We start from the raw sequence: 15,125 nt of genomic DNA on the forward strand, positions 1-15,125 counted from the left end.
CCTCGAACGCCGAACCATCCATGGGGCCATCAAGGACCATCGGTGCTGTCATGCCAGTCGCCATAGAGCCGCGCCATCTTGGTGGAGGCTCCGGTCTCGTCGATGAACACCAACCGGTGGATGTCGATCTCAGGCTGAGATGCCTTCCACGCCGCGCGTTCAGCGGCCACGTCCGGCCGATTCTGCTCGCTGGCGTGCGATGTTTTTTTTGAACGTGATGTTGCGGCGATCGAAGAACCGCCAGACCACGCTGGGCACGAAACGCTCGCCGTGGACTTTGAAGAGATGGCCGGCGATCTCGGCCAGCGTCATGTCAGGCGTAGCCTCGACCAGGGAGAGGATCTCTGCAGCATGCCCTTCGATCCGAGCTGAACGCCGGTCGCCACCCTGCGCCGCCGCCTCACAGGCGCCGGTGCTTCGCCACTCGCTGACCAGTTCGATCGCTGTCGACGGAGCCACGCCGAACCGGCCGGCGGCACCTCGACAGCTCATGCCCTCATCTTCCACGGCTCGAACAATGCGAAGGCGAAGGTCCGGCGAGAGGGGTTTAGCCATGAGGGCTGGCCTCCATCACCAGCCCTCTGGGTGAATCACGATTTGCCCCGAAAGGGAATCCCTTCCGATTCCACCAGGTCGGAAAATGCTCTAGCCAACCAGAAAGAAGCCCGGGGTCTCCCGGGCTTCTTCTCGCGCTTGACGCAGCAACGCCTCCGAAATCCGGCGGACGGGTGCAGGGCTGACGGGGAAGCACATCCCGGCGCCTCCCAAACGCAACTTTCATCTATCTCGTCGTGAACGCCACCGTTGCGGTCACGAGAGGCTCCCACGGCACGTGGTTGTTGTAACTTAAAACCACAATCGCCTTATGGGACCCTGGCTTCAATCCTTTGAGTTCCAGACGATTTGCCGCCGTGTGGTAGATCCCCTCGTTCTCCATGCCTCGGGGGATCTCTGCGCCGGATCGGAAGTCCTCTCGATCAAGGAACAGGTGGTAATGCCCTTCCTCCCGTACCTTGGCGTCCGCAGCTGGTACGATCTTCACTCCGGTTCCTTCCCAGGAAACTGTAACGCTGTCGCCGGCGATAGCCTCTCCCATTTTCGGCGATGTAATGCTCAGGGTGGGACCGCTCTGTGCCATAGCGCAAGCCGTGGCAAAAGCGAATCCAAATGCGATTAGCGAAGCATCCAAATTCCTGAACCTCAGCTTCATGATTTCTCCTCCCAGCGTGTCTATGGACGCACAACGAAGAAGCCTAGCATGCCATCCTCTAGATGGTCGTGCACATGGCAATGGTACATCCAGGCGCCCGGACCGACACCTTCCCCGGCAACGACCTGAAAGCCGGTGCTCTCTCCGGCGTTTTGGGTGAAAGTGTCGATGATGCGGTTCGTGCCCGGGTCCAGCCAGCGGTGCCCGTGGATATGGAAGGTGTGAAACCGAGAGCCATGCGTGATCACGACGAACTCAACCCGCTCCCCAAGCTTGGCCTCTAGCAGCGGTGTGCTGGGATATCGCTTGTTGTTGAACCACACACTTTGCATCACCAGCACGAAAGTCTTGTCGGGCAGCCGATCGCCCGGCTTGCGCACGATAAGCGCCCCATACAAGCCCTGCTCGATACCCCGCACGCCATCCATGCCAGGCCCCACGACGTGGTCGTGATAGTGCCAGTAGCCAGCGGTGCCGGGCGCGGCAGTCCACCGATAGAGGTACTTTCCCCCTGGCGGCGCGAAGGAGCCGGTCATCCTCGTCCCATCGCTATCAATGTCGTAGTGCACGCCGTGCACATGGACGCTCACGGGAAGATCGAGTTCATTGACAAGCGTCAATTCGACCTTGTCCCCTTCGTAGATTTCTATGGTCGGCCCCGGGATGGTACCGTCGTAAGTTAGACTCCCGTCCGCCGCTTTTTTTGCGACTAAGGTAAGTTGGTGCAGCTTAGGGATGATCTGACCATCTGTGGTCAGCTCGCGCCGCGGTGGAATGTGCGCGATCGCCGGCACGCCCGCGGGCTCGAAGGGGTGAGGGGCGACCTCGGATTTTGAGGCGGCATCGTGCGGGTCGCCGGCGTGCTGCGCAGCCGCCAGTCTGCCGCCGACCGCGATGGCGAGGGCCAACGCCAATATGAGCATGGGGGTGCGGCCAGCGGACAGCAGCTTTTCGGCATTGCTTCCAACTGACACCGCCCGCGGCGATTTCCACCCACTCCTCGGCATCCGCGCACACACCCATCCGTTTCACGACATTGACTGTCGATCAAATGGCTGAACGCCTCGTCGCGACGAATCGGCGAATACGCGACGAGTCCCCTTCCTTTCCAATCGGTACAATTCCGGCACGCGTGATAGCCATCATAACCTGCCCCTCGACCCAATCAACCTCACCGGCAAAGCCTGCCGCCGAAAGCCTCGTGAACGCGCGCTCCCACGCTCAATCGAAAATGGCTTGGGATCTTGGCCGCACGCGTACCTTCAGCGGCCAATCTGTTCGGTAATCAGCCGGGCCTTGCGCAAGCCGTCGCCGCGCTGAATATCTCCAGGCGTGGTGGAATACAGTGAACTGGAAGGCTGTCACCGAGCGTTACGCGGCGGCAATGGCGGGTTCGCTCGGCGTGGAAGCCAACCGGGCTTGCAGCCCAAGACGCGATCCGGCACAATTTTGCGATCGAGCCCCCGCGCGCGCCGCGGGGGCTTTCTCTTGCCGGCTGGAGAATTAGCGCTCACGACGGCGAACCGCGGTAAGGATTTCCGATGACGACCATCCGCCCCCCGGCCGGACGAATATGACAAGGTCGCCCGCGTCTGGATGGAGAGCTGGATCACGACCGGCTTGGCCGAGGCTAGCGACGTGCTGCTGGCCGATCTGCGCGCACGCTTGCGCCAGGAGGTCGAGAGGGGCTGGAGCCTGTTCGTCGTCGACGATCAGGGAACGATCACCGGCATGCTGGCGCTGCATCTCGCCGACAACTACCTCGACCAGCTCTTCGTCGCGCCGGCCTATCAGGGCAAGAGCGTCGGACGATTATTGCTCGGCTTCACGCGCCAGCTGCTGCCTGACGAGATCTGGCTGCGCTGTGCACGCGGCAACGAAAGGGCCTGGCGCTGGTACGAGCGCGAAGGGTTTGTGTTCGAGGAGGAGAAGGTCAATCCGCTGAACGGGCTGATGATGAAGTACTATCGATGGAAGCGGGCGAACAGCGCCTAGGCGGCCGCGCGTTGGGTGCGCGAAACAAAGTTGACCAACATGTCGATAAGCGCGGTGCCCGTTCGTCCTAGCCATAGTGCGTTGCCAATCCGTGGCAAACGCGCGATGAACTGGACAGTTCGTCCCACGACGATGAAAGGTTCGCCCCCATGATCAAGCTCTATTGGTCGCCGCGCTCGCGCTCGTTCACCGCCATCTGGCTGATGGAAGAATCCGGTCTCGCCTACGAACGGGTGCTGACCGACATCAACACCGGCGCGCAGAAGGCGCCGGACTATCTGAAGATCAATCCGATGGGCAAGGTGCCGGCGCTGACCGACGGCGACGCGCAGCTGGCCGAGTCCGCTGCGATCTGCGCCTACATCGCCGACCGCTATCCGGAGACCAGATTGGCGCCCGCCGTCGATGATCCCAAGCGCGCCCGATATCTGCAATGGCTGTTCTTCTCGCCGAGCTGCATCGAGCCGGCGCTGATCCAGCTCTTCACCAAGCTCGAGGTCCCCACACGCATGGCGGCGTGGGGCAGCGCGGACCAGGTATTCGACGTGCTCGACACAGCGCTGCAGAAGGGACCTTGGATCCTCGGCGATCAGTTCTCCGCTGCCGACATCACGATCGGGTCCGGGCTGAATTACGCAGTGCGGGTGTTCAAGATGGTGCCGCCGCGGCCGTCATTCGACGCCTATCTCGACCGCTGCGCGGCGCGGCCCGCATTCCAGCGCACGGAGAAGATCGCGGCGGGCTGACAACATGTAGCCCGGATGGAGCGAAGCGTAATCCGGGACAAAGTAGATGTGGAAAGAGCCCCCGGATTTCGCTTCGCTCTATCCGGGCTACGAGCTGGCCTAAGCCGGGACGACGCGAGGATCGACGTCCTGCGCGTAGTCGACGCCGTCAATGCCAAATCCGAACAGGCGAAGGAACTGGGTCTTGTACTCTGCAAGATCCGCCAATTCGCCGAGCGTTTCGGTGGAGAGCAGCGGCCACCGTCGCGACACCTCGGCCTGCACTTCGGGCGAGAGCTCCCAGTCGTCGAGCCTGAGGCGCTGCGCCTCGTCAACTTCGGCAGCCGGGCCAAGGCGTGTCCGGAACAGGCGATCGATCTGTTCGATGCAGCCTTCGTGAAGCCCGAGTTGCTTCATGACCTTGAACAGCACCGTGCCATAGAGCGGCACCACCGGGATGGCTGAACTCGCCTGGGTGACCACGGCCTTCAGCGCCACCACGCGGGCGGCGTCCTGGCCGAGCCGACCCCGGATCGCTTCCGCCTTGTGGTCGAGATCGACCTTGGCGCGACCCAGCGTGCCTTTCCAGTAGATCGGCCAAGTCAGTTCGCTGCCGACATAGGTGTAGTTGAGCGTCCGGAAGCCCGGCGCCAAAACGCCGGCGTCCGCGAGCTGATCGATCCAGCGCTTCCAGTCATCGCCGCCCATCACCGCGACGGTAGCGGCCGCTTCATCCTCACTCGCCGGCGCCAGCGTCGTCTCGAACACCTCGCCGGTTTCCGTGTTGAGGGTCTTGATGTCGACGGGCGCGCCGAGCGGCTTGATTGCCGAGCGATAGGTCTTGCCCGTGACTGGATCCGTCCGAACCGGTGCCGCCATGCTGTAGACCAGCAGGTCCAGCTGTCCGAACTTTTCGCGCACGCGATCGATGAAGGTCTTCTTCAGCTCGTCGGAGAAGGCGTCGCCCTCCAAAGTGAGCGGAGATCGTCCGATCCTCTCGGCCTCGATCTCGAATGCGCGGTTGTTGTACCAGCCGGCGCTGCCGGTTCTGGTTGCCGTGGGCTCGCGCTCCAATGACACGCCGATAGTGTCCGCTCCGCCGGCGAAGGTCGCAACAATGCGGCTGGCGAGGCCGTAACCCGTCGAACATCCCAGCACGGCGACGCGCTTGGGGCACTCCGGAACGGGGCCCTGGCGAAGAACATAGGCGATTTGGTCGCGGACATTTCTGGCGCAGCCAACGGGATGTGCCGTCGTGCAGATGAAGCCTCGCACGCGCGGTTCGATAATCATGCCCACCCCATGTCGGATCGTTGCAAAGTCACCACTCGCTGCCTGCAGACCTCTCGCCGCGAGCGAGGAGAGGCAAAGACGAAATCACGCATCCAGCCGCTTGAACACCAGCGTGGCGTTGGTGCCGCCGAAGCCGAATGAATTCGACAGCACGGTGCCGAGCTTGGCATTGTCGATCCGCTTGCGCACGATCGGCATGTCGGCGAAGACCGGGTCGAGCTCCGTGATGTGCGCGCTCTCGCACACAAAGCCGTTGTTGAGCATCAGAAGCGAATAGATCGCCTCCTGCACGCCGGTGGCGCCGAGCGAATGGCCGGTCAGCGCTTTCGTCGCCGAGATCGGCGGGCACTTGTCGCCGGTGCCGAACACCTTGCGGATCGCCTCGATCTCCGGCGGATCGCCGGCCGGCGTCGAGGTGGCGTGCGGATTGATGTAGTCGATCGGCGTCTTCACAGTCTCCAGCGCCATGCGCATGCAGCGCTCGGCCCCCTCGCCCGACGGCGCCACCATGTCGTAACCGTCCGAGGTCGCGCCATAGCCGACCACCTCGCCGTAAATCCGCGCGCCGCGCGCCTTGGCGTGCTCGAGCTCCTCCAGCACCACGACGCCAGCGCCGCCGGCGATCACGAAACCGTCGCGGCTGATGTCGTAGGGACGCGACGCGGTGGCCGGCGTGTCGTTGTATTTCGAGGACATCGCGCCCATCGCGTCGAACAGCACCGACAGCGACCAGTCGAGCTCCTCGCAGCCGCCGGCGAAGACGATGTCCTGCTTGCCGTACTGGATCGTCTCATAGGCATTGCCGATGCAATGGTTCGAGGTCGCGCAGGCCGACGAGATCGAATAGTTCACGCCCTTGATCTTGAACCAGGTCGCAAGCGTGGCCGATGCCGTCGACGACATCGCCTTCGGCACCGCGAACGGGCCGACGCGCTTGGGCCCCTTGGTCCGGGTGATATCGGCGGATTCCACGATGGTGCGCGCGGACGGACCGCCGGAGCCCATGATGATGCCGGTGCGGATGTTGGAGACTTCTGACGGTTCAAGGCCGGCGTCCTGGATCGCCTGTTCCATGGCGATGTGGTTCCACGCCGCGCCTTCGCCGAGGAAGCGCATCGCGCGGCGGTCGATCACCTCGGCCGGATTGATCGTCGGCGCACCCTGCACCTGCGAGCGGAAGCCCATCTCCGCGTACTTCTCCGCACGCGTGATGCCTGACCTCGCCTCGTGGAGGCTCGCAAGCACTTCCTGGGTGTTGTTACCGATGGACGAGACAATGCCCATCCCCGTGATGACAACCCGCCTCATGTTCGCCTCGCCCTGCCGTTATGTTGCCGCATGATCATCCTGCTCAAGACGGCGCCGTGCCCTGCTTGAACAATCCGACCTTCAGGTCCTTGGCGCGATAAATAATCTCGTCGTCCATGGAAAGCCACCCGTCGGCGATTCCAAGCACGAGCTTTGACCGCATCACGCGCTTGATATCGATGTTGTACACAACCTTGCGCGCGTGCGGCAGCACCTGCCCGGAGAACTTGAGCTCGCCAAGCCCGAGCGCGCGACCGCGACCTTCGCCGCCGATCCAGCCGAGATAAAAGCCGACCATTTGCCACATGGCGTCCAGCCCGAGGCAACCCGGCATGACCGGATCGTTCTTGAAATGGCAGCCGAAGAACCAGAGATCCGACTTCACATCGAGCTCGGCGCGCACCAGGCCCTTGCCGAATTCGCCGCCGTTCTCCGAAATTTCGCTGATGCGGTCGAACATCAGCATCGGCGGCAGCGGCAACTGGGCGTTGCCGGGACCAAAGAGCTCGCCCCGGGCGCAAGCCAGCAAATCCTCGTATTCATAACCGCTGCGGCGATCCAGCATCCTCTTCCCACCTCTCAAATGTCCCGATGAAGCGCTCTTGCCTGAACCGGACCCGTTTTCCCACGGGACCTATGTTGTCCCGCACATTGGCGCTACCTGGGTGCACACTCGGCAACCGTCCTGCCGAAAGCGCATATGTGGTCCGCGCGCTCTCTAACATAGGCATAATAGGGCGGCAAAGCGGCATTCAGGGGATAAATCGGTGCGTCTCCATGGGGTTCCCGCTTTACCTTGGATCCGTTCTAGTTGCGAAAAACTTGCATCTGCTGCCGGGTCTTTTATATTTAAGAGGAATATAGCCCGAGTTTCGTGCATAGAGTGGACATGAGCGACGAAGTAACGGTTTTGAGCGATGACGCCGTGCACCCGGCCGCACGGGGCGCTGGGCACCACCCGGCCCTGACCGGTTGCCCGTGGCATGACGTCAACGAGATGTTGCAGGCTGCCGGCCTGCGGCCGACCCGTCAGCGCATGGCCTTGGGCTGGCTGCTGTTCGGCAAGGGCGCCCGCCATCTGACCGCGGAAATGCTGTACGAGGAAGCCACGCTGGCCAAGGTTCCGGTGTCGCTGGCGACCGTCTACAACACCCTCAACCAGCTCACCGACGCCGGGCTGCTGCGCCAGGTCAGCGTTGACGGCACCAAGACCTACTTCGATACCAACGTCTCGGCGCACCACCACTTTTATCTCGAGCACAATCACGAGCTGGTCGATATTCCCGATCCGAACCTCGTGCTGAACAAGATGCCCGACGTGCCGGAAGGCTACGAGATCGCTCGCGTCGACATGGTTGTGCGGCTACGCAAGAAGCGCTGATCGCTTTACCGCTGATTTCGATCGTGATGGCCGGGCTTCGTCCCGGCCATTGTCGTTTCAGACGGCGCGACCTTTCGCACCGGCGGCCCTCAATCCACCTTCTCGTCGGCGTAGACGCCCCACAGGCGCTGCTGCTCGATCCAGCCGTCGAACCCGGTACCGGTGACGCGGCACCAGCTGTTGGCGCACTTCTTGACCTGGGCGACCACACCCGCCTGCAGGCGGGCGGCAACGGCGCTGGTCGGGTCCGGACGGTCGTAGAGCGACGCGAGATCGTCCTTGTTCTTCATCGTGACGACCGCGGTGCGGCGGCCCGACAGCAGGGAGTGATAGACCCAGCCTTCTGCGCCCTCGGAATCGCGCACCCGGCGCCAGTTCTCGAATTCGGCGGTGATTTCCACCGGCAGGCCGGATCGCGTGTAGACCCAGGCGACGTCATTGTCCTTGGTCGGGCCGGCCCTGACGTTCACATGATCGGATTTCAGGCTGACATAGCGCGGGATCGGCAGGCCGCTGGTGGTCGGGCTCGTGTCCTTGGCCGAATGTCCCGGCATGATCGACGCACCCAACATGCAGCCGACCAGCGCCGCCAATGAACCGAAACGCCAGAACGCCACCATCAACTCGCCTCCTGTCGAGAAAAACCAACCCGCATTCGACGAGTTGCAAACCCAAACAACCTGTCCCCGAACCCCCAGCCCCCGTCCCCCGGAGCGTGAGCCCCAGGGGTTCTTGTGTTGGCCCGGCCTTCTGCTAGAGAGGACGGAACGCTTCTAGAACCAGAACGCCCGAATCTTCCCTTGTCGATCCAAGGTAAGTCTCGGGGAACCCTAGGAAACGCGAAGGAAACGCCGGGACAGCGCGGCTATCAGCAGTGTCGAACAACCGGGTTAATGAGGTCTGAACGGCTTGAACTTTGGCAAGCCGCGCGTCTCGTGAGAGCAGGACATGTCGGTGAAGAAAAAGCCTCTCGTCGTCGTCACCCGCAAGCTGCCGGACTCGATCGAGACCCGGATGCGCGAACTGTTCGACGCCCGACTCAATCTCGACGACACGCCGATGACCCCCGAGCAGATCGCCGAAGCCGCGCGCACCGCCGACGTGCTGGTGCCGACGGTGACGGACCTGATCCGCGAGGACGTGATCAACCAGCCTGACTGCAAGCTGCGCTTGATCGCCAATTTCGGCAACGGCGTCGACAATATCGACGTGGCCGCAGCGCATGCGCGCGGCATCACCGTGACCAACACACCGAAGGTCCTGACCGAAGATACCGCCGACATGACCATGGCGCTGATCCTCGCGGTGCCGCGGCGGCTGATCGAGGGCGCCACGATCCTGACCGACGGCAAGCACTGGGCGGGCTGGTCGCCGACCTGGATGCTCGGCCATCGCATCGGCGGAAAGCGGCTCGGCATCGTCGGCATGGGCCGTATCGGCCAGGCGGTGGCCCGTCGCGCCCGCGCCTTCGGGCTGCAGATCCACTATCACAACCGCCGCCCGGTGCCGCCGCAGATCGCCGAGGAATTGGGGGCGACCTACTGGGAAAGCCTCGACCAGATGCTGGCGCGGATGGACATCATCTCGGTGAACTGCCCGCACACGCCGGCCACCTTCCATCTGCTCTCGGCGCGACGGCTGAAGCTGATCCGGAAAGAGGCCTATATCGTCAACACCTCACGCGGTGAGGTGATCGACGAGGATACACTGATCAAGCTGATCGAAGCCGGCGAGATCGGCGGCGCGGCGCTTGACGTCTACGAGCATGAGCCCGCGGTCAACCCGAAGCTGGTGCGGCTCGCCAAGCAGGGCAAGGTGACGCTGCTGCCGCATATGGGCTCGGCCACCATCGAAGGCCGCGTCGAGATGGGCGAGAAGGTGATCATCAACATCAAAACCTTCCTCGACAACCACAAGCCGCCGGATCGCGTGCTGCCGAGCATGCTGTGACTCGCGGCCGGATGCGTAGCCCGGATGAAGCGTAGCGAAATCCGGGTTCTCGATGCCGGTCAGAAGACCCGGAATTGCGCTTCGCTTCATCTGAGCTACGAACCTTCTTATTTCTTCCGAAACCCGCGAAGGCCTCCTAAGACAGGTGCCCGCTCAGATCGGTGATGGTGGGGGCATCACCGTTCAGCGGGTTCTGCGGGTCGCGCGCGTAACGCAAGGTTTCAAAGCGCATCGCGCGCGCATCCACCATCAGCAGACGTCCGACCAGGCTCTCGCCGAAGCCGACGATCTCGCGGATCGCCTCCAGCGCCATCATCGATCCCAATATGCCGGCGAGTGCGCCCATCACGCCGGCCTCGGCGCAGGCCGGCACCGTGCCGGGCGGCGGCGCCTCCGGGAACAGGCAGCGGTAGGTCGGGTTCAATTCGCCCCGCTCGTTCTTCTCATGCGCACGGATCGTGGTCAGCGAACCGTCGAACTGGCCGAGCGCCGCCGTGATCAGCGGTTTCTTGGCGAGATAGCAGGCGTCGGAAACGAGATAGCGGGTCTCGAAATTGTCGGAGCCGTCGAGCACGAGATCGTAGGCGGCGAGCAGCGACATCGCATTTGTCGCATCGAGCCGCATCGCGTGCGCCTTGAACTCCACATGCGGATTGAGCGCGTGGATCTCTTCGGCAGCGCTATCGACCTTGCGCTTGCCGACGTCAGGCGTCGCGTGAATGATCTGACGCTGCAGGTTGGACAGCGACACGATGTCGTCATCGACGACGCCGAGCGTGCCGACACCCGCCGCGGCGAGATACATCAGCGCCGGCGCGCCGAGCCCGCCCGCGCCGATGACGAGCACGGAGGCCTGCTTCAGCGCATTCTGGCCGGGGCCACCGACCTCGCGCAACACGATGTGGCGGGCGTAGCGTTCGAGTTCGTCGGCACTCAGCATCGCTCTATCAATTCCTGAATCTCTATACCCTCATGGTGAGGAGGCGCGTCGCGCCGTCTCGAAGCACGAGGCCCTGATCTCGCCCGTGGCCATCCTTCGAGACGGCGGCTTCGCGGCCTCCTCAGGATGAGGGTATCCTGAACCCCGGCGCGGTTGTTGCCGACCAAGCAGATGTGCTTAATTGCGCGGACGTCAATGGCCTCAGTCATTCTCCCCGGATTTGTCATGAGATCGGTGCTTTCGGCAACATTGGTGGTTGTGACCATGGGTGCCGCGCAGGCCCAGATGACGCCGCCGGCGACGGGTGGCGCCAAACCGAAGACGGTGACGACCGTGCCGATCCGCCCCGCGCTGCAGAAGCCGGAGGACACCGCGAACGCGATGGCGCAGGCCGAACGGCTGGCGCTGCAATCCGACCTCGCCTGGGTCGGCGAATATAACGGCGCGATCACCGGCGACGTCAGCGAGCGCATGGTCAATGCCATCAAGGAATTCCAGAAGAACCGCGGCGGCAAGCCGACCGGCGTGCTCAATCCGCAGGAGCGCGGCGTGCTAGCGGACACCGCGCGGAAACGGCAGGAGAGCGTCGGCTGGCGAATCGTCACCGAGCCGGCGACGGGTGCCCGTCTCGGAATTCCGAGCAAACTCGTGCCGCAGCTGACCAGCGATGCCGGTGGCGCCAGGTGGACGTCGCCGACCGGCACGATCCAGGTGCTGCTGACGCGGCGCAAGGAGGCCAATCCGACCACCGCCAAACTCGCCGAGCGGGAGAAAAAGGAGCCGGCCGGCCGCACCGTCGACTACACCGTGGTGACGCCGGATTTCTTCGTGCTGTCGGGCCTGCAGGGGCTGAAGAAGTTCTATTTGCGCGGCACCTTCAGGGGCGACGAGGTACGCATCATGACCATCCTCTACGATCAGGCGACCGAAAATACCGTCGAGCCGGTCGTGATCGCGATGTCGAGCGCGTTCAACGCGTTCCCGTCAGGCGCGCAGGCCGTGGGCCCGCCGCCGCGCAAGACGGTGGAATATGGCACCGGCGTCGTGGTCAGCGAGGACGGCACCATCGTCACCGATCGCCTGGTGACCGACGAATGCATCGCGCAGACGATCCCGGGCTACGGCAATGCCGAGCGGGTCGCCGAGGACAAGGAGCATGACCTCGCGCTGCTGCGCATCTATGGCGCGCACGGGTTGAAGCCGCTCAACATCACCGATAGCGCGACCAAGACGGCGCTCGACGTCACCGGGATCGCCGATCCGCAGAACCAGGGCGGCGGCGCGGCGGCGACCAGCGTGAAGGCGTCGGTGGCGCAGCTCGGCAGTGGCGACACGGCACTGTCGCCGCCACCCGCGGTCGGCTTCTCCGGCGCGCCCGCGCAGGACAACGATGGCAAATTCGCCGGCATCGCGCTGCTCAAGCCGGTGCTGGTCGCGGGCCCGGCGAACGTGACACCTCCGGCGCAAGCGGCACTGGTGTCGGCGAATACGGTGCGGGATTTCCTCAAGGCGCAAGGCGTCAGGGCATCGGGCGGGTCGGCCGACGCCAAGACCGCCGTGGTCCGCGTGATCTGCGTGCGGAAGTAAGTTCGAGCCGTCATCGTACGCGAAAGCGGACGATCCAGTATTCCGGAGACAGTTACGATTGAGCCGATAAGCCGCGGTGTACTGGAGACCCGCTTTCGCGGGTATGACGACCTCCTAACGGCGGGCGCGATCCCCAATCACCTCAATGCAAACCGGACCCCTGCCCGCGCCAGGCCGCCGGCAATCCCGATTGGCGTACCGTCGGCGCGCCAGCAGGCTGCGCCGGACATCGTGCCGTCGTCGTTGAACTGGATCGCATTCATGCCGCCAGCCACCGTCGACACCGCCTGCAATTTGTGGCCCTTCGCGGTGAGCGCGGCGCGAACGCTCTCCGGCACCGCCTGCTCGACCTCGAGCGCGTTGCCTTCGGTCCAGACCCGCGGCGCCTCGACCGCCTCCTGCAGCGTCATGCCATGGTCGATCAGGTTGATCAGCGCCTGCATCGCGCTCGGGAAGATGCGCTTTCCGCCGGGCAGGCCGAGCGCGTAGACGAGCTTGCCGTCGCGCAGCGCCATCATCGGCGACATCGAGGTCGTGACGCGCTTGCCCGGCGCCAGCGACAGCGCATGCCCCGGCCGCGGATCGAACAGGTTCATGTAGTTGTTCGGCACGGTGCCGAGGCCCGGGATCAGGATCTTGGCGCCGAACAGATTGTTGATGGTCTGCGTGGTCGCGACCACGTTGCCCATCGCATCCGCCGCCGTCATATGCGTGGTGTGCGCGCTCTCCAGTTGCGTCACACCGGCACCCCAGGCCTGCGCACGATCCGGGTCGATCGCGCGACGCCGCTCATCGGCATAGGCCTTCGAGGTCAGCCGCTCCACCGGCACGTTGACGTAGGCGGGATCGCCGCTCGCGGCCTCGCGATCGGCGAATGCGATCTTCAGCACCTCGGCGAGATAATGGATGGTCTCGGCCGAGCCGTAGCCGAGGCCGGTGATGTCGTAGCCTTCGAGGATGTTGAGCATTTGCGTGATATGCACGCCGGACGCGGCCGGCGGCGGCGGCCCGAGGATTTCCCAGCCGCGATAGTCGGCGCGGATCGGCTGCCGCTCGACCGTTGTGTAAGTGGTGAGATCCTCACGCGCGATGAAGCCGCCGTTCTTCTTCATGTAGTCGACGAGGATGTCGCCGAGCGGACCCTGATAGAGCGCATCCGCGCCATGCTCGGCGATGTATTTCAGCGTCTCGGCATACTCGGCCTGCATCACGCGCTCGCCGGGCTCGAGCTGCGTGCCGTTCGGCAGATAGATCGCCGAGATCGGCTTGTCCTTCAGCATCTCCTCGGCGCCGTCGCTGATGCATTCGTGCAGATAGGGCGTCGCCGCATAGCCGCGCGCGGCGTGCTTGATCGCGGGCTGCATCACGTCGGCAAGGCTCATGGTGCCGAAACGGCTGAGCGTCTCGCACCAGGCCTTCAGTGAGCCCGGCACCGCGACCGCCTTCGGCCCGTTCAGGTTCTCGTTGCCGACGGTGTCGAACACGTCATGCGCCGAGCCGGGCTTTGAGGTGTAGGTGTCCGGCCGCACCGCCTTCGGCACCGTGCTCTGGCCGTCGATGAAGCGGTGGCTGCCGTCGGCGAGGCGAATATGCGCCATGCCGCCGCCGATGATGCCGACCATCATCGGCTCGACCACGGTGAGCGTGAACAGGGTCGCGATCGCCGCATCGATGGCGTTACCGCCGGCGGCCAGCATCTCGGCACCCGCGCTGGATGCCAACGGATGATTGCTCACCACCATGCCGCGGCTGCCGGTCGCCGGCTGCTTCTGACACTCAAAACTTGTCGCCGCGCGGTCGCGCCAGTTGCCGCTCATGACGCCTCCTCCGTTGTTGTTATTTTTGGCACTTCGGGCACCAGAACGTCGAGCGGCCGTTCTGGACGAAACGTCTGACGATGCCGCCGCAGCCCTGGGTGCGGCATGTCTCGCCTTCGCGATCATAGACCTGGAATGAATGCTGGAAATAGCCGAGCTCACCGTTGGTCAACCGATGATCGCTGATCGAGGAGCCGCCGGCCTTGATCGCCTGGTTGAGCACCGAATGGATCGAATCCACCAGCCGCTTTGCATGGTCGGTCGGTTCTGCCTTCTTCGTGGCCAGCGTCGCGGCCAATCGCCGCGGCGACAAATGCGAGCGAAACAGCGCCTCGCAGACATAGATGTTGCCGAGCCCTGCCACCACACGCTGATCGAGCAGCGCCGCCTTCAGGCTGGTCTTCTTATTGTGGCAGGATCGCGCCAGCATCGTCGCATCGAACTCATTGCCGAGCGGCTCCGGCCCCAGCCCCTTCAGCAGCGGCTCGTCCTCGAGCGCCTTGCGGGCGATGATCTTCATGTAGCCGAAGCGGCGCGGATCGTTGAAGACGACCGACGCGCCCGACGACATGTGGAACACCACATGGTCATGGGCGCGATCCTCGTTGCGCGGATGGTGGAATTGGCCCGGCGTTGCCTTGGCCTCATCCTTGAGCACGCGGAACGAGCCCGACATGCCCAAATGCATCAGCAGCACGTCGCCCGAGGTGAGATCCGCCATCAAATATTTGGCGCGGCGGCCGAGCCCGGTGACGGTCTGGCCCTCGAGGCGGGCGATAAAGTCTTTTTGAAAGGGAAACCGCAGGTCTTTTCGGCGGGCTTCGGCCTTGACGATTTTCGACCCTTCCATGGCCGGCTGCAGGCCGCGGCGGACGGTCTCGACTTCGGGTAATTCCGGCATAGCAGGCATTCACCTTTT

Annotated in this window: 16 protein-coding genes and 1 pseudogene; 6 read left to right on the plus strand and 11 right to left on the minus strand. The window is 63.8% G+C overall.

Annotation, left to right across the window (positions count from 1 at the left end; translation table 11 throughout):
• Nucleotides 1-29 precede the first annotated feature (29 nt).
• The 4 genes from ACFFWD_RS40740 to ACFFWD_RS40755 form a co-directional block, all read right to left on the minus strand.
• Nucleotides 30-170 carry a hypothetical protein gene (locus ACFFWD_RS40740; protein WP_376975038.1) on the minus strand — a complete coding sequence of 47 codons (141 nt, stop codon included), beginning with the start codon at nucleotides 168-170 and terminating at the stop codon, nucleotides 30-32.
• Nucleotides 160-555: a helix-turn-helix domain-containing protein gene (locus ACFFWD_RS40745; RefSeq protein WP_376969854.1), complete on the minus strand. Its 396-nt coding sequence runs from the start codon at nucleotides 553-555 to the stop codon at nucleotides 160-162. The genes ACFFWD_RS40740 and ACFFWD_RS40745 overlap by 11 nt, the downstream gene beginning before the upstream one ends.
• 226 nt (nucleotides 556-781) lie before the next feature.
• Nucleotides 782-1,210, minus strand: a complete 429-nt coding sequence (locus ACFFWD_RS40750) for a DUF4399 domain-containing protein (protein WP_376975039.1) — start codon at nucleotides 1,208-1,210, stop codon at nucleotides 782-784.
• A 20-nt stretch (nucleotides 1,211-1,230) separates the two neighbouring features.
• The gene (locus ACFFWD_RS40755; RefSeq protein ID WP_376975040.1) at nucleotides 1,231-2,133 is read right to left on the minus strand and encodes a multicopper oxidase domain-containing protein; all 903 of its coding nucleotides are present in this window, start codon (nucleotides 2,131-2,133) and stop codon (nucleotides 1,231-1,233) included.
• A 386-nt stretch (nucleotides 2,134-2,519) separates the two neighbouring features.
• Here ACFFWD_RS40755 and ACFFWD_RS40760 point away from each other — a divergent pair.
• The 3 genes and pseudogenes from ACFFWD_RS40760 to ACFFWD_RS40770 all read left to right on the plus strand — a co-directional run.
• Nucleotides 2,520-2,615 (plus strand): annotated as a pseudogene (locus ACFFWD_RS40760) (Fe-Mn family superoxide dismutase); the annotation flags it as partial.
• Between the two features lie 191 nt (nucleotides 2,616-2,806).
• The gene (locus tag ACFFWD_RS40765; RefSeq protein WP_376975041.1) at nucleotides 2,807-3,205 is read left to right on the plus strand and encodes a GNAT family N-acetyltransferase; all 399 of its coding nucleotides are present in this window, start codon (nucleotides 2,807-2,809) and stop codon (nucleotides 3,203-3,205) included.
• A gap of 149 nt (nucleotides 3,206-3,354) precedes the next feature.
• Complete coding sequence (locus ACFFWD_RS40770) at nucleotides 3,355-3,951, plus strand: glutathione S-transferase family protein (RefSeq protein WP_376975042.1); 597 nt, start codon at nucleotides 3,355-3,357, stop codon at nucleotides 3,949-3,951.
• 99 nt (nucleotides 3,952-4,050) lie between these two features.
• On the opposite strand, the gene fabV is transcribed toward ACFFWD_RS40770, so the two are convergent.
• From fabV to fabA, 3 genes are all read right to left on the minus strand, one after another.
• On the minus strand, nucleotides 4,051-5,223 hold the full coding sequence (fabV, locus tag ACFFWD_RS40775) for an enoyl-ACP reductase FabV (RefSeq protein ID WP_376975043.1): 1,173 nt from the start codon (nucleotides 5,221-5,223) through the stop codon (nucleotides 4,051-4,053).
• Between the two features lie 84 nt (nucleotides 5,224-5,307).
• Complete coding sequence (gene fabB, locus ACFFWD_RS40780; protein WP_376975044.1) at nucleotides 5,308-6,531, minus strand: beta-ketoacyl-ACP synthase I; 1,224 nt, start codon at nucleotides 6,529-6,531, stop codon at nucleotides 5,308-5,310.
• A gap of 43 nt (nucleotides 6,532-6,574) precedes the next feature.
• Entirely contained in the window at nucleotides 6,575-7,096 is a 522-nt protein-coding gene (gene fabA / locus ACFFWD_RS40785) for a bifunctional 3-hydroxydecanoyl-ACP dehydratase/trans-2-decenoyl-ACP isomerase (protein WP_376975045.1), read from the minus strand.
• Between the two features lie 324 nt (nucleotides 7,097-7,420).
• On the opposite strand from fabA, the gene irrA reads away from it, so the two are divergent.
• Entirely contained in the window at nucleotides 7,421-7,912 is a 492-nt protein-coding gene (irrA, locus tag ACFFWD_RS40790; protein ID WP_376975046.1) for an iron response transcriptional regulator IrrA, read from the plus strand.
• Between the two features lie 89 nt (nucleotides 7,913-8,001).
• Here the strand turns inward: irrA and ACFFWD_RS40795 are convergent, their stop codons facing one another.
• On the minus strand, nucleotides 8,002-8,529 hold the full coding sequence (locus ACFFWD_RS40795) for an SH3 domain-containing protein (RefSeq protein WP_376975121.1): 528 nt from the start codon (nucleotides 8,527-8,529) through the stop codon (nucleotides 8,002-8,004).
• A 331-nt stretch (nucleotides 8,530-8,860) separates the two neighbouring features.
• On the opposite strand from ACFFWD_RS40795, the gene ACFFWD_RS40800 reads away from it, so the two are divergent.
• The gene (locus ACFFWD_RS40800) at nucleotides 8,861-9,862 is read left to right on the plus strand and encodes a 2-hydroxyacid dehydrogenase (RefSeq protein WP_376975047.1); all 1,002 of its coding nucleotides are present in this window, start codon (nucleotides 8,861-8,863) and stop codon (nucleotides 9,860-9,862) included.
• A gap of 136 nt (nucleotides 9,863-9,998) precedes the next feature.
• On the opposite strand, the gene ACFFWD_RS40805 is transcribed toward ACFFWD_RS40800, so the two are convergent.
• The gene (locus ACFFWD_RS40805) at nucleotides 9,999-10,802 is read right to left on the minus strand and encodes a HesA/MoeB/ThiF family protein (RefSeq protein WP_376975048.1); all 804 of its coding nucleotides are present in this window, start codon (nucleotides 10,800-10,802) and stop codon (nucleotides 9,999-10,001) included.
• A gap of 225 nt (nucleotides 10,803-11,027) precedes the next feature.
• Between ACFFWD_RS40805 and ACFFWD_RS40810 the strand changes: the two genes are divergently transcribed.
• Nucleotides 11,028-12,389, plus strand: a complete 1,362-nt coding sequence (locus ACFFWD_RS40810; RefSeq protein ID WP_376975049.1) for a serine protease — start codon at nucleotides 11,028-11,030, stop codon at nucleotides 12,387-12,389.
• A 137-nt stretch (nucleotides 12,390-12,526) separates the two neighbouring features.
• Here the strand turns inward: ACFFWD_RS40810 and ggt are convergent, their stop codons facing one another.
• On the minus strand, nucleotides 12,527-14,206 hold the full coding sequence (ggt, locus tag ACFFWD_RS40815) for a gamma-glutamyltransferase (protein WP_376975050.1): 1,680 nt from the start codon (nucleotides 14,204-14,206) through the stop codon (nucleotides 12,527-12,529).
• A gap of 19 nt (nucleotides 14,207-14,225) precedes the next feature.
• The gene (gene mutM / locus ACFFWD_RS40820; protein WP_376975051.1) at nucleotides 14,226-15,107 is read right to left on the minus strand and encodes a bifunctional DNA-formamidopyrimidine glycosylase/DNA-(apurinic or apyrimidinic site) lyase; all 882 of its coding nucleotides are present in this window, start codon (nucleotides 15,105-15,107) and stop codon (nucleotides 14,226-14,228) included.
• Nucleotides 15,108-15,125 lie beyond the last annotated feature (18 nt).

Source organism: Bradyrhizobium erythrophlei, assembly GCF_042430365.1.
Taxonomy (GTDB): domain Bacteria; phylum Pseudomonadota; class Alphaproteobacteria; order Rhizobiales; family Xanthobacteraceae; genus Bradyrhizobium; species Bradyrhizobium erythrophlei.